Source organism: Pseudonocardia petroleophila (genome assembly GCF_014235185.1).
In the GTDB taxonomy this organism is placed as follows: Bacteria; Actinomycetota; Actinomycetes; order Mycobacteriales; family Pseudonocardiaceae; genus Pseudonocardia; species Pseudonocardia petroleophila.
The window spans coordinates 686,109-698,674 of sequence record NZ_CP060131.1 but is presented as its reverse complement, the minus strand read 5'-3'; the positions used below and the strand labels follow the sequence as shown (position 1 = coordinate 698,674).

16 protein-coding genes are annotated in these 12,566 nt (G+C 73.3%); 10 read left to right on the top strand and 6 right to left on the bottom strand.

Annotated elements, in window-relative coordinates; all coding sequences use genetic code 11:
- Nucleotides 1–82 precede the first annotated feature (82 nt).
- Entirely contained in the window at nt 83–1,042 is a 960-nt protein-coding gene (locus H6H00_RS03405; protein WP_185719917.1) for an HpcH/HpaI aldolase/citrate lyase family protein, read from the top strand.
- A gap of 2 nt (nt 1,043–1,044) precedes the next feature.
- On the opposite strand, the gene H6H00_RS03400 is transcribed toward H6H00_RS03405, so the two are convergent.
- On the bottom strand, nt 1,045–1,455 hold the full coding sequence (locus H6H00_RS03400) for an SAM-dependent methyltransferase (protein WP_185719916.1): 411 nt from the start codon (nt 1,453–1,455) through the stop codon (nt 1,045–1,047).
- Between the two features lie 135 nt (nt 1,456–1,590).
- Between H6H00_RS03400 and H6H00_RS03395 the strand changes: the two genes are divergently transcribed.
- The 3 genes from H6H00_RS03395 (at nt 1,591) to H6H00_RS03385 (ending at nt 4,299) form a co-directional block, all read left to right on the top strand.
- Nucleotides 1,591–2,784 carry an acyl-CoA dehydrogenase family protein gene (locus H6H00_RS03395; RefSeq protein ID WP_185719915.1) on the top strand — a complete coding sequence of 398 codons (1,194 nt, stop codon included), beginning with the start codon at nt 1,591–1,593 and terminating at the stop codon, nt 2,782–2,784.
- Between the two features lie 92 nt (nt 2,785–2,876).
- The gene (locus H6H00_RS03390) at nt 2,877–3,401 is read left to right on the top strand and encodes a YflT domain-containing protein (protein WP_185719914.1); all 525 of its coding nucleotides are present in this window, start codon (nt 2,877–2,879) and stop codon (nt 3,399–3,401) included.
- Nucleotides 3,402–3,507: 106 nt separating this feature from the next.
- The gene (locus tag H6H00_RS03385; RefSeq protein ID WP_255425553.1) at nt 3,508–4,299 is read left to right on the top strand and encodes a class I SAM-dependent methyltransferase; all 792 of its coding nucleotides are present in this window, start codon (nt 3,508–3,510) and stop codon (nt 4,297–4,299) included.
- 9 nt (nt 4,300–4,308) lie between these two features.
- Here the strand turns inward: H6H00_RS03385 and H6H00_RS03380 are convergent, their stop codons facing one another.
- Both H6H00_RS03380 and corA read right to left on the bottom strand, forming a co-directional pair.
- Nucleotides 4,309–5,304, bottom strand: a complete 996-nt coding sequence (locus tag H6H00_RS03380; protein ID WP_185719913.1) for a DUF5914 domain-containing protein — start codon at nt 5,302–5,304, stop codon at nt 4,309–4,311.
- A gap of 51 nt (nt 5,305–5,355) precedes the next feature.
- A complete protein-coding gene (corA, locus tag H6H00_RS03375; protein ID WP_379540075.1) occupies nt 5,356–6,423 on the bottom strand; it encodes a magnesium/cobalt transporter CorA in 1,068 nt (355 codons plus the stop codon).
- A gap of 264 nt (nt 6,424–6,687) precedes the next feature.
- Here corA and H6H00_RS03370 point away from each other — a divergent pair, with 264 nt between their 5' ends.
- On the top strand, nt 6,688–7,191 hold the full coding sequence (locus H6H00_RS03370; protein ID WP_185722128.1) for a MaoC family dehydratase: 504 nt from the start codon (nt 6,688–6,690) through the stop codon (nt 7,189–7,191).
- A 4-nt stretch (nt 7,192–7,195) separates the two neighbouring features.
- On the opposite strand, the gene H6H00_RS03365 is transcribed toward H6H00_RS03370, so the two are convergent.
- A complete protein-coding gene (locus H6H00_RS03365) occupies nt 7,196–7,591 on the bottom strand; it encodes an NUDIX hydrolase (RefSeq protein WP_185719911.1) in 396 nt (131 codons plus the stop codon).
- 105 nt (nt 7,592–7,696) lie between these two features.
- On the opposite strand from H6H00_RS03365, the gene H6H00_RS03360 reads away from it, so the two are divergent.
- The 5 genes from H6H00_RS03360 to H6H00_RS03340 are packed head-to-tail and all read left to right on the top strand — an operon-like array spanning nt 7,697 to nt 10,438.
- Nucleotides 7,697–7,855: a hypothetical protein gene (locus H6H00_RS03360; protein ID WP_185719910.1), complete on the top strand. Its 159-nt coding sequence runs from the start codon at nt 7,697–7,699 to the stop codon at nt 7,853–7,855.
- 3 nt (nt 7,856–7,858) lie between these two features.
- Nucleotides 7,859–8,428 carry a PH domain-containing protein gene (locus H6H00_RS03355; RefSeq protein ID WP_185719909.1) on the top strand — a complete coding sequence of 190 codons (570 nt, stop codon included), beginning with the start codon at nt 7,859–7,861 and terminating at the stop codon, nt 8,426–8,428.
- A 14-nt stretch (nt 8,429–8,442) separates the two neighbouring features.
- Nucleotides 8,443–9,321: a PHP domain-containing protein gene (locus H6H00_RS03350; protein ID WP_185719908.1), complete on the top strand. Its 879-nt coding sequence runs from the start codon at nt 8,443–8,445 to the stop codon at nt 9,319–9,321.
- 17 nt (nt 9,322–9,338) lie between these two features.
- Entirely contained in the window at nt 9,339–10,175 is an 837-nt protein-coding gene (locus H6H00_RS03345) for a RecB family exonuclease (protein WP_185719907.1), read from the top strand.
- Nucleotides 10,172–10,438 carry a hypothetical protein gene (locus H6H00_RS03340; RefSeq protein ID WP_185719906.1) on the top strand — a complete coding sequence of 89 codons (267 nt, stop codon included), beginning with the start codon at nt 10,172–10,174 and terminating at the stop codon, nt 10,436–10,438. The genes H6H00_RS03345 and H6H00_RS03340 overlap by 4 nt, the downstream gene beginning before the upstream one ends.
- Here the strand turns inward: H6H00_RS03340 and H6H00_RS03335 are convergent.
- Nucleotides 10,401–11,210, bottom strand: coding sequence for an oxygenase MpaB family protein (locus H6H00_RS03335; RefSeq protein WP_185719905.1), 810 nt, complete (start codon nt 11,208–11,210; stop codon nt 10,401–10,403). The genes H6H00_RS03340 and H6H00_RS03335 overlap by 38 nt on opposite strands.
- 9 nt (nt 11,211–11,219) lie before the next feature.
- Nucleotides 11,220–12,479, bottom strand: coding sequence for an Rv3212 family protein (locus tag H6H00_RS03330; RefSeq protein ID WP_185719904.1), 1,260 nt, complete (start codon nt 12,477–12,479; stop codon nt 11,220–11,222).
- Nucleotides 12,480–12,566 lie beyond the last annotated feature (87 nt).

Here is a 12,566-nt window from a genome sequence, read left to right as displayed (position 1 = left end):
CATCACCCCGGGGGGTCGCGCAGCGGCACTCCGTGCCAGCATCCACTTCCACCCGCCGACGTCGACGAGGAGCCTCCAGAAGATGACGAACCAGATCCGCCCCCGCCGCTCGTGCCTGGCCGTGCCGGGGTCGAGTCAGAAGTTCATCGACAAGGCTCGGACGCTGCCGGCCGACCAGGTCTTCCTCGACCTCGAGGACGCGTGCGCGCCGCTGGCCAAGCCCGGCGCCCGCAAGACCATCGTCTCGGCGCTCAACGAGGGCGGCTGGGAGGACAAGATCCGGGTCGTCCGCGTGAACGACTGGACCACCGAGTGGACCTACCGCGACGTCACCGAGGTCGTCGAGGGTGCGGGCGCGAACCTCGACGCGATCATGCTGCCGAAGGTGCAGACGGCCGAGCAGGTCGTGGCGCTGGACCTGCTGCTCACCCAGATCGAGAAGTCCATGGGCTACGAGATCGGGAAGATCGGCATCGAGGCGCAGATCGAGAACGCGCTGGGCCTGACCAACATCAACGCCATCGCCGCCGCCTCGCCGCGCGTGGAGACCATCATCTTCGGCCCGGCCGACTTCATGGCCAGCATCAACATGAAGAGCCTCGTCGTGGGCGAGCAGCCCCCCGGCTACGACGTGGGCGACGCCTACCACCACATCCTCATGAGCATCCTCATGGCGGCGCGGGCCTACGACAAGCAGGCCATCGACGGGCCGTACCTGCAGATCAAGGACGTCGACGGCTACCGCCGCGTCGCCGGCCGCTCCGCCGCGCTCGGCTTCGACGGCAAGTGGGTGCTGCACCCCGGCCAGATCGACGCGGCCAACGAGACCTACAGCCCGCTGCAGAGCGACTACGACCACGCCGAGAACATCCTCGACGCCTACGAGTACTTCACCTCCGAGGCGGGCGGCAAGCGCGGCGCGGCGATGATCGGCGACGAGATGATCGACGAGGCCAGCCGCAAGATGGCCCTGGTGATCTCGGGCAAGGGCCGGGCCGCGGGCATGGAGCGCACCGACAGGTGGACCCCGCCGGAGAGCTGACCTCACCCGGGCGGGCGGACCTCCCGGCCGTCGACGAACACCCGTCCGCCCGGCGCGAGCGCGGCCGTGATCCGGGCCCGGGCCGCCGTCCCCGGGTGCCGGCCGTCCAGCACGCCCACCCGCACCGCGAACACGAGGTCGAACGGGGGCTCGTCCGGTTCCCGGACGAAGTCCTCGATCGCGGCCAGCCGCACGTCGAGCCGCCCGGCCGCGATCTCCCCGGCGCAGGCGCGGCGGGCGGCGGCCACCGCGGCGGCCGAGCGGTCGATCGCGACGACGTGCCCCGTGGTCAGCCGGTCCGCCACGGCCCGCGCCGCCGCGCCGGGCCCGCAACCGATCTCCAGCACCCGCATCCCCGGGGTCAGCGGCAGCGCGTCGACGATCGTCGCGAGCCGCGGCGAGAGCGGGGTCATCGGGCCACCGTAGGAGGTGGGGAGCTTCACAGGGTCCGTCGCGCGCGGTGGCCGCGCCGGACGGGATACTTACCAACCAGTACCCAGCGCCGGGACGCACCCCGGCGGCCGATCGTCCGTCCGGAGGAATGACCCATGGCCAGGCTCGCCCAGACCGCAGGTCTCACCGAGATCCAGCAGGAGATCCTGTCCACGGTCAAGACGTTCGTGGACAAGGAGATCATCCCGCACGCCACGGCACTGGAGCACGCCGACGCCTACCCGCAGGACATCGTCGACGGGATGAAGGAGATGGGCCTGTTCGGGCTCACCATCCCCGAGGAGTTCGGCGGGCTCGGCGAGTCGCTGCTGACCTACGCGCTGGTCGTGGAGCAGATCGCGCGCGGCTGGATGAGCGTCTCCGGCGTGATCAACACGCACTTCATCGTGGCGCACATGATCTCCCACCACGGCACCGACGAGCAGAAGCAGAAGTACCTGCCGCAGATGGCGCTGGGGGAGACCCGCGGCTCCTTCTCGATGTCCGAGCCCGACCTCGGCTCCGACGTCGCGGCGATCAAGACCAAGGCCGTGCAGGACGGCGACGACTTCGTCATCGACGGCGCCAAGATGTGGCTGACCAACGGCGGCACGTCCACGCTCACCGCGGTGCTGGTCAAGACCGACGAGGGCCAGCCCAAGCCGTACCAGAACCTCACCTGCTTCCTGGTGGAGAAGCCCGTCGGCTACGGCGAGGTCGCCCCGGGCCTGATCATCCCCGGCAAGATCGACAAGATGGGCTACAAGGGCGTCGACACCACAGAGATGGTGTTCAAGGGCCACCGGGTGCCCGCCGACCGGATCCTCGGCGGCAAGCGCGGCGGCGGCTTCGCCCAGATGATGGACGGCGTCGAGGTGGGCCGGGTCAACGTCGCCGCCCGCGCCTGCGGCATCTCGATCCGCGCGTTCGAGCTGGCCGTCGAGTACGCGCAGCAGCGCTCCACGTTCGGCAAGCCGATCGCCCAGCACCAGGCGATCGCGTTCAAGCTCGCCGAGATGGCCACCAAGGTCGAGGCCGCGCACCTGATGATGGTCAACGCCGCGCGCCTGAAGGACTCCGGCGAGCGGTTCGACGTCGAGTCGGGCATGGCGAAGCTGATCGCCAGCGAGTACTGCGCCGAGGTCACGCAGGAGTCGTTCCGCATCCACGGCGGCTACGGCTACTCCAAGGAGTACGAGATCGAGCGCCTCATGCGCGAGGCCCCGTTCCTGCTCATCGGCGAGGGCACGTCGGAGATCCAGAAGACGATCATCAGCCGCGGTCTGCTGAAGGAGTACAAGCTCCGGTAGGTCTCGATCCGGGTGTGATCCGTGCCGTCTGCGGCACTACGGTGCAGGCCGAGGCGTTGTAGAAGCAGACACACCACCCACGGAGGCCCGAAATGAGCACACCGTTCGGCGGGCCCGCGCGCACCGCGCCCGGCCTGCCCAACCTGCCGACCCCGCCCACCGGCTGGCCGGTCGGCTCGTACGCCACCTACGAGGAGGCGCAGCGAGCCGTCGACCACCTGGCCGACTCCGACTTCCCGGTCCGCGACGTGACGATCGTCGGCGTCGACCTGATGCTGGTGGAGCGCGTGATCGGCCGGCTGACGTGGGGCCGGGTGCTGATGTCCGGCGCGGCGTCGGGGGCCTGGTTCGGTCTGTTCGTCGGGCTGCTGCTGAGCCTGTTCAGCGGCACCGACGGCGGCACCTTCGGCCCGATCCTGGTCGGCCTGGCGAGCGGCATCGTGTTCGGGCTGGTCTTCGCGGCCGTCGGCTACGGCGCCACCCGCGGCCGGCGCGACTTCACCTCGGCGAGCCAGATGGTCGCCGGCCGCTACGACGTGCTCTGCCAGCCCCGCAACGCCGAGAAGGCCCGCGAGCTCCTCGCCAAGCTGGCGATGGGCCCGGCCCAGCAGAGCTGAGCCGGATCCGCCCCCGGTCGCCCCGGGGGCGGTCCGCGCCACCCGGTCGGTGCACGAGCGACGCACCGGTGCGCCCGGTCGCCACCGGTGCGGGAGGATCGGTCCCGTGAGCCCCAAGCAGCAGCCCGGACGCATCGACGCCGGCAACGTCTCGCGGTCGTTCGACGTGCACGCGCGCACCTACGACAAGCTGGTCGGCTCGAACCCCGGCTACCACGAGCACCTGCGGCTCTCCGCCAAGCGGATGGGCCTGGCCGGCGGGGGCAACGGCCTGCGGCTGCTCGACCTCGGCTGCGGCACGGGCGCGTCCACCGCCGCCCTGCTCGACGCGGCCCCGCAGGCCCAGATCACCGCCGTCGACGCCTCGGCGGAGATGCTGGCGCAGGCCACCCGCAAGACCTGGCCGTCGAACGTGCGGTTCGTGCACGCCAACGCCGAGGAGCTCGACCCGGTGAAGTTCGCCGGGCCCTACGACGGCATCCTCGCCGCCTACCTGCTGCGCAACCTCACCGACCGCAACGCCGCGCTGCGCCGCTACCGCGAGCTGCTGCGGCCCGGCGCGCCGCTGGCCGTGCACGAGTACTCGGTGCGCGACTCCGCCCGCAGCCGCGCCGTCTGGACGGCGGTCTGCTGGGGCGTGATCATCCCGATGGGCCGGATGCGCACCGGCTCGGCCGACCTCTACCGCTACCTGTGGCGCAGCGTCCTCGACTTCGACGGCGTCGAGGCCTTCACCGGCCGCATGACGGCGGTGGGGTTCGAGGACGTCCGCGTGCAGACGATGCCCGGCTGGCAGCAGCACATCGTGCACACCTTCCTCGGCCGCAGCCCGGGCGTCCCGGCCGGCACCGACCCGGACGCCCCCACCCCGCCCGAGGGGCTCGACCTCACGAAGTAGGCGGGCCGGTCAGCGGCGGGAACGCAGGTCGTAGCGGCGCTCGGCGTAGTCGAGGTCGTCGCGCCACAGCCGCCTCGCGGCGGCCGCGACCAGCGGGCGGACCACGGCCGCCACCCGGCGCGAGTGCTCGAACCCGGGCCGGTCGGAGTGGGCCACGACGGCCTCGATCACCGCGGTGCGGGGGCGGCCGTCGGGGCCGGGGCGCAGCGGCGTCGCGTGGGTCTCGACGACCGACCCGCTGCCCTCGCCGTCGACGATCTCCATGGTGATCGTGCGGGGGTCCGGGCAGGTGAACTCGGCCTTCACCGGCACGCCGAGGCGGCGCCCGAGGGTGAAGGTGACCTCGACGAGGAAGCGGTCCTCGGCGGGCGGGCAGTCGACCGGGGGCGCCGAGAGCACCCGCAGGTTCGCGAACGAGTACGGGTGGAACCACGCGCCGTGCCACGGGTCGAGGCGGTTGGCCAGCACGTCCTCCGGCTCGCAGCGCCCGATCACCGTGGCGACCGCCGGCAGGCTGCGGGCCGGGTCGGGCCGCGGGCCGAGCACGGGGGCCTCGGTGACGGCCTCGCCCGCCGCCTCCAGCCGGACCCAGGCGAGCACCCCGTCGTCGTGGGCGGGGAAGGTGCGCCAGCCCGGGCGCCCCTCGGGGCCCAGCGCGAGCCCGTGCCAGCGGCAGACGACCCGCCCGTCGTGCACGGGGGTGTCGCACAGCGCCGCGCCCAGGTGCGGGCAGGCGCCGGGGCCCGCGTGCAGGGTCCCGTCGGCGGAGCGCCACAGGATCACCTCGCGCCCGGCCACGACCCGGCCGAACGTCGTCCCGGCCCGGACCTCCCGGCTCCCGGCCACCACGAACCAGCCCCCCGACGGCCGGGCCCGCGCCCGGGCCAGCGCGGCCCGGATGATCCCCGGCTTGGCGTCGGCCCAGGTCGGGGACTGGTCGGCCCACGCCGGGCGGCGGAGCAGGCGCAGCGGGTTGACGGGGCGATCGGAACGGTGCTCGTTCACGCGCCCCAGGCTAGGGCCGTGGTCGGGACGCGGCGCGTCGACCCACGAGCGTCACAACCAGTGGTTGCGCCGGAACTGGCGGAACAGGAAACCGCAGATCAGGACGATCGACAGCAGCACGGCCGGATAGCCGAGCGGCTGCGACAGCTCCGGCATGTACTCGAAGTTCATGCCGTAGATCCCCGCGATCATCGTGGGCACCGTGATCAGGGCGGCGTACGCGGTGATCTTCCGCATGTCGTTGTTCTGCTGCATCGTGATCTTCGCCAGCGAGGCGTCGACGAGCGTGGTCAGGAGCTCGTTGAAGCCCGCGACGCGCTCCACGACGGTGACGAGGTGGTCGTCGACGTCGCGGAAGTAGGAGCGCACGTCGTGCGGGATCAGCGCGCTGTAGCCCTCGGTGAGCTTGCGCAGCGGCGTCGACAGCGGGACGACCGCGCGCCGCAGCTCCAGCACCTCGCGCTTCATGACGTAGATCTGCTCGGCGTCCATCGTCGAGCGCGGGGTGAAGACCTGCGCCTCCAGCTCGTCGATGTCGTCCTCGATGGCCTCGGTGACCTCGAGGTAGGTGTCGACGACGCGGTCGGCGATGGCGTGCAGCACGGCCGCCGGGCCCAGGGCCAGCTGCTCGGGGTCGGCCTCGAGCCGGGACCGGACGTCGCGCAGGGAGGAGTGCTTGCCGTGCCGGACGGTGATCGCGAAGTCGGGACCGACGAACACCATGACCTCGCCGGTCTCGACGATCTCGTGCTCGGCGGTGGGCTGCCCGTTGCCGATGTAGCAGACGGTCTTGAGGACCATGAACAGCATGTCCTCGTAGCGCTCCAGCTTGGGGCGCTGGTGGGCGTGCACGGCGTCCTCGACGGCGAGCTCGTGCAGCCCGAACACGTCGGCGATGCTGGTGATCTGCTCCTCGTCGGGCTCGTGCAGCCCGATCCAGACGAACCCCTCCTCGCGGCGGCGCACCTCGGCGAGGGCGCCGTCGTGGGTCCAGCGGCCGGGCAGGCGCTCGCCGTCGACGTACACGGCGCAGTCGACGACGTAGGCGGAGACGGGGACCCGCAGCTTGGGCAGCAGCGGCTCGGAGACACGGGTGGTGATGCGCGACGCCGCCCGGATGGCGGGGCGGATCGAGGACAACGGCGGCACGGGGTACCTCCAGGAAGCTCGGAACGCACGGAACACGCGCCCCGGACCCGGAGGAACCCGCTAGCGGCGGGCTCGGTCGGAGGCGCGGCGACTACTACAACCGGGTGCCGTCGGCACCGCGCTCACCTCCCAAACCAATGTCACAGGTCCTGTGTCGATCACGACTCCGCCCGGCGGCGGGCCGTTGACTAGATTACTCCTTCGGGCAGTCCATCGGCTGAGGAGGCGTTGACGTTGCAGTTCGGGCGGTACTACGAGGAGTTCGAGGTCGGTGCGGTCTACAAGCACTGGCCCGGGAAGACGGTCACCGAGTACGACGACCACCTCTTCTGTCTGATCACGATGAACCACCACCCGCTGCACCTGGACGCGCACTTCGCGGAGGAGACCACCGAGTTCGGCAAGAACGTGGTGGTGGGCAACTACATCTACTCGCTGCTGCTGGGGATGTCGGTGCCGGACGTGTCGGGCAAGGCGATCGCCAACCTGGAGGTGGAGTCGCTCAAGCACACGAAGCCGACGTTCCACGGCGACACCATCTACGGAGAGACCGAGGTGCTGGAGAAGACGCCGTCGAAGTCGAAGGACGACCGCGGCGTCGTCTACGTCGAGACGCGCGGGTACAAGCAGGACGGCACCGTCGTGTGCACGTTCCGGCGCAAGGTGATGATCCCGAAGCGGTCCTACGGCGACGCCCGCGGCGGCGAGCAGGCCGGTCGACCCACCCCGCAGGTCTGATCGTTCAGCGGGGCAGCGCCCCCCACGTCGCGAGCGTCTCCACGAGCTCGTCGACGAGGGGGAGCGCGGCGAGGTCGGCGGCGGAGCACCACCGGGCGTCGAGCGCGTCGTCGCCGGCCGCCACGGCGCCGCCGAGCACCGTGCAGGCGTAGTCGGAGATCCGGTACGGCCCGCGGGTCACTCGGCCGATCAGGCGACCGGGGGCCACGTCGAGGCCGGTCTCCTCGCGCATCTCGCGCACCAGGGCGGCCGCGTCGTCCTCACCGGCCTCGACGCGCCCGCCGGGCACCGACCACAGCCCGCGACCCGGCTCGTTTCCGCGGCGGATCAGCAGCAGCCGCCCCGCGTCGTCGTAGGCCAGACCCCCCACACAGGCAATCAGATCGTTACGTTCGGTCACGAACGAGCACCGTACTGGCCCGCGTGCCGGATACCCTGACTTGCGCGGGTGCTGTAGAAATCAGGACAGGGACAGTCCCCACTTCGGCTCGGAACGGTGGTACGGGTGAACGTCAGGAAGATCGTCGGACTGCTCGCGCTCGCGTTGCTGATCTTCTTCGTGGTCACTCAGCCGGGCAGTGCGGCCCAGTCGGTGCAGAACATCGGCAACATCCTCACCAACGCCGCGAACTCGCTCGTCACGTTCTTCACCGAGCTCGTGTAGGCCGTGCTCGCCCCCCGCGAGATCGACGAGTACCTGCTCCCGACGGAGCGGCGGGTCATCCGTGTGCGCCAGCACTGGGCCGTGATGATGAGGCACCTCGCCGAGACGGCGCTGTTCCTGCTCCTGCTGGTGATCGTCCAGCTGTGGATCGAGCCGAACACCCCCGCCTCCGGCGAGCCGTCGTTCGGGGCGGTCGTCGCCGACAACGTCACGTTCTACCTCGGCCTCGTCGCCGTGCTGCGGTTCACCGTGCTGACGATCCTGTGGTGGATCGAGCGCATCGTGATCACCGACAAGCGCGTGATGCTCGCCGAGGGGATCATCGTCCACAACGTCAAGATGATGCCGCTGAGCAAGGTCACCGACCTCACGTTCCAGCGCACGCTGGGCGGCCGCATGTTCGGCTACGGCACGATGATCGTCGAGTCGGCGGGGCAGATCCAGGCGCTCAACCGGATCGACTACATGCCGCGCCCCGAGGAGATCTACGAGGCGCTCTCCGAGCTGGTGTTCGGGGAGAAGGGCAAGACCCGCGCCACGGGGATGCTGGCGCGGCCGCGCTGGCGCCGCTGAGGTTCACTGGGGACGTGCCCCGCTCTCCGCGCATCGACCTGCACGCCCACACCACCGCCTCCGACGGCACCGACGCACCCGCGGAGCTGGTGGCCACGGCCGCCGCCGCGGGCGTCGACGTCCTCGCGATCACCGACCACGACACGACGGGCGGCTGGGACGAGGCCGTCGCGGCGCTCCCGGCCGGGATGCGCCTGGTGCGGGGCGCGGAGTTCTCCTGCGTCAGCGAGACGGGCCGCGACGACGACGAGGTGTCGGTCCACCTGCTCGGCTACCTGTTCGACCCCACGCACCGGGCGATCGTGGACGAGCAGGAGCGGCTGCGCGAGGCGCGCCACCACCGGCTCGTCGGGATGATCGGGAAGATGGCCGACGCCGGCTACCCGGTCGACGTCGAGACCGTCTTCGCCTACCTGCCCGACGGGGCCAGCGCGGGCCGCCCGCACCTGGCCAGGGCACTGGTCGCCGCGGGTGTCGTCGGGAGCGTGAACGAGGCGTTCGCGGAGCTGCTCTACACGGGCAGCCCGTTCTACGTGCCCAAGCGCGACACGCCCGTCCGCACGGCGGTCGAGATGGTGCGGGAGGCCGGGGGTGTGGCGGTGTTCGCGCACCCGCTGGCGCGCAAGCGGGGCCGGGTGATCGAGCCGTCGGTGCTGGTCGAGCTGGCGGCGGCGGGTCTGGGCGGCGTCGAGGTCGACCACCCCGACCACAGCCCGGAGGACCGGGCGCTGCTGCGCGACCTCGCCGCCGAGCACGGCCTGGTCACCACGGGGTCGAGCGACTACCACGGCACCAACAAGACCACCCCGATCGCGGCCGAGACCACCTCGGCCGACGCGCTCGACGCGCTCGTGGAGCGGGCCGCGGGCGGCATCGAGGTCGTCACCGGCTGACCGCTACCGTGGGCGCGGTGGACGGACAGCTGGGCTTCGACTTCGTCGCCCCCCGGCTGGTGAAGGTCACGCCCGCGCGGCTGGGCACCTGGCGCGACTGCCCGCGCCGCTACCGCCTGGGCTACCTCGACCGCGCCCCGCGCGGCGGGGGCCGGGCCACCAGCACGCTCGGGGCGGTCGTGCACCTCGCGCTGCGGGCGTACTACGCGCTGTCGCCCGACCGCCGCACCCCCGACGCCGCGGCGGCGCTGGTCGACCGGAACTGGAGCGGCGAGGGCTTCCGCGACCTCGCCCAGCAGGACCGGTACCGCGAGCGGGCCCGGGGCTGGGTGGCCGCCTACGTCGCCGACCCGGCGGGGCTGTCCGACGGGACCGAGCCGCTGGCCGTCGAGCAGTGGGTGTCGGTGTCGACGGAGCGGATCGTCGCCGAGGGCCGGGTCGACCGCATCGACGCCCGCGGCGGCGAGGCCGTCGTCGTCGACTACAAGACCGGGCGCCGCCGCCTGTCCGCCGAGGACGCGCGCGACTCCGAGGCGCTCGCGCTCTACGCGGTCGCCACCTCCCGGACGCTGCGCCGGCCGTGCACCCGCGTGGAGCTGCACCACCTGCCGACCGGCGAGGTGCACGCGTTCGAGCACGACGCCGCGACGCTGCGGGCCGCGGTCCGCCGCGCCGAGGGGACCGCGGCGGAGCTGGCCGACGCCACCGACGCGCTGGCCGACGGGGGCGATCCCGAGGCGCTGTTCCCGCCCCGGACCTCGCCCGGCTGCGCCACCTGCGGGGTGCGCCGGCACTGCCCCGAGGGGCGGGCGGCGGCCCCGGAGCCGGCGTCGTGGGACGGGCTGGCGCCGTGAGCGCCCTGCGGAGGGTCTCCGGGGTGTTCGCGGGCGGGCTGGTCGTGCTCGCGGTGGCCCTGGGCGTCGCCTGGGTGGTGTCGACGCGGACCGGGTCGCCCGGCCCGGCGGGGGACTTCCTGGCCTGGCACGGCGTCGCGGCGGTGGCCGCCGTCGTGGCGCAGGTGCGCGCCGACCGCGCCCGCGACGGCCGCGGTGTCGGGGCCGCGCTCGTCGTGCTGCTGATCAGCGCGGCGGTGCTGGCCGCCCTGTGGCTCGCCTGACGCCCAGGAAGGCCCCGCGCAGGGCGCCCAGCCCGGCCGTGGTGGCGATCTCCGGGACGCGCGGGATGCCGTAGAGCCGCTTCGCCCACGCCGGCAGCAGCCCGATCGCGACGGCCGCGACCGCGCTCCACGCGGGCCGGGCCAGCGCCAGGGACGCCGCCATCTCGCCGAGGGGCCCGACGGGCAGCCCGACCGGGATCCGCCGCGGGATCGGGGCCAGCGCGAGCCGCCGCGCGGCCCGCCGCGCGATCGGGCTGGCCACCAGCTCGGGGCGCACCGCGGCGAAGTAGGCGTCGACCTCGGCGCGGCTCGCCGGCAGGTCGACCGCCCCCAGCAGCGCTCCCGCCCGCACCTGCTCGGCCAGGAACCGGTCCTCCTCGGCCGCGTCGATCAGACCGAGCCTGCGCACCGCCGCGGAGAACGAGCTGACCTCGGTGACGTGCACCCAGCGCAGCAGGTCGGGGTCGTCGGCGGAGTACTCCCGCCCGGTGACCGGGTCGGTGCCGCGGACGCGGCGGTGGATCCCGCGGACCCGGGCCGCGGCGCGGTCGGCCGTCGCGGTGTCGGCGAACGCGAGCGTCGTGACGTACTCGGCGGTGCGCTCCAGGCGGGGCCAGAAGTCGTCGGGGAACGACGAGTGCTGGTCGATCCCCGCCATCGCCCGCGGGTGCAGGGCCTGCAGGAACAGTGCGCTGAACCCGCCGATCAGGGCGGCCGGGTCGCCGATCACCCGGCGGGTCGCGCTGCCGGGCGGGAAGTAGCCGGTGCTCACCCTCCGAGGTTAAGGAGTCGGCACCAGTGCGGCCACTCGGTCGCCGCGCTGCTCCAGCAGCACGTCACCGACGACGGCGAGGGTGACCGGGGCGCGGGGGTCGGGCCGGTCGACGGGCAGGAACCGCCCGGGGGTGCCCCGGTCGGCGTCGAGCACCCGGAGCCCGCCCTCGACGGGGACGAGCAGCTCGATCCCGTAGCGGACGGGCGCGCCGAGCGCGTCCGGGAACGTCCACAGCAGCGCGAGCTGCTCGGCGTCGAGCGCGGCGACCGAGGAGCCGGTGAACCAGTAGCGGTGCGTGTCGTCGACGGAGGTGGGGACGACGCCGCCGGGCGGGTCGGTGACCGTCGCGTCGACCTCGCTCACCGACAGCTGCACGCCCGCGCCGTCGTAGACGACGAGCCGGGCGGGATCGGGGAGCGCCACCGCCACCTGCTCCTCGGACACGGCGACGACCGCGGCCCCGGAGCCGGGGAGCAGCACCGAGAACCGCTCCTCCGGCTTCTCGGCGCCGTCCGCGCCGTCGGCGGCGAGCACGGTGAGCCGGTCGGTGGCCTCGTCCGGGCAGCGCTCGAGCACCGCGACCCGGCGCCCGCCCAGAGCGGTGGAGCCGTGGGTGCAGCCGGCCCGGGGCTGGCGGCCGACCTGCTCCTGCGCCGGCACGACCCCGTACTCCAGGGTCCGGACCAGGTCGGAGCGCCACACCTCGAGGTGGTCGGTTCCGGTCGCGAGCACGTAGGTCTGGTCCGCGAGCAGCCGCGTGCCCGGCCGGGCGTCGGGGTTGCGGGCGCCGGCGCGCGCGCCGGTGTCGCCCTGCAGCATCGTCAGCTCGGAGCAGTAGGCGCCGGCACCGGCGTCGGCGGGCGCCTCGTTGGCGTAGACGGCCAGCACCCGCCCCTCGGCGACGCCCGGGAAGCCGGCGCCGACGGTGCACAGCGGCAGGTCGCGGGCGTAGCTCCAGCGCTCCCCGCCGGTGCGGGCGTCGCGGCCGGAGACCGTCGACCCGTCGGCGGTGACGACGGCCGGGCCGGCCACGACGGGGACGGGCGTGCCGGGGCTGGCGGCCTCCCAGGCCTGCGCGAACGCCACCGGAGCCCCGGACGCCGGCGGCGGCGCCCCGATCGGGACGGCGGCGGTGCGGTCGGTGGTGCCGGCGATGTCGCTGGTGGCCGAGACGGCGACGACCAGCGCGAGCACGGCCACCACGACGACGGCCGCCGCGACGAGGTCGCGGCGGCTGCGTCGTTCGGGCGGCGGCGCGCGGAACATCGAGCGGCGTCCTCTCGGTGCGGGACCGTTCACCGCCCTGCCCGCGGCGCCCGGTCGACGCCCCGCACGGCTGCGCGGGGCGTCGAT

What these genes read in the sequence shown, in the direction of transcription:
- H6H00_RS03405 (WP_185719917.1), top strand. Translation starts at nt 83, where the DNA reads ATGACGAACCAGATCCGCCCCCGCCGCTCGTGCCTGGCCGTGCCGGGG.
- H6H00_RS03400 (WP_185719916.1), bottom strand. Translation starts at nt 1,455, where the DNA reads ATGACCCCGCTCTCGCCGCGGCTCGCGACGATCGTCGACGCGCTGCCG.
- H6H00_RS03395 (WP_185719915.1), top strand. Translation starts at nt 1,591, where the DNA reads ATGGCCAGGCTCGCCCAGACCGCAGGTCTCACCGAGATCCAGCAGGAG.
- H6H00_RS03390 (WP_185719914.1), top strand. Translation starts at nt 2,877, where the DNA reads ATGAGCACACCGTTCGGCGGGCCCGCGCGCACCGCGCCCGGCCTGCCC.
- H6H00_RS03330 (WP_185719904.1), bottom strand. Translation starts at nt 12,479, where the DNA reads ATGTTCCGCGCGCCGCCGCCCGAACGACGCAGCCGCCGCGACCTCGTC.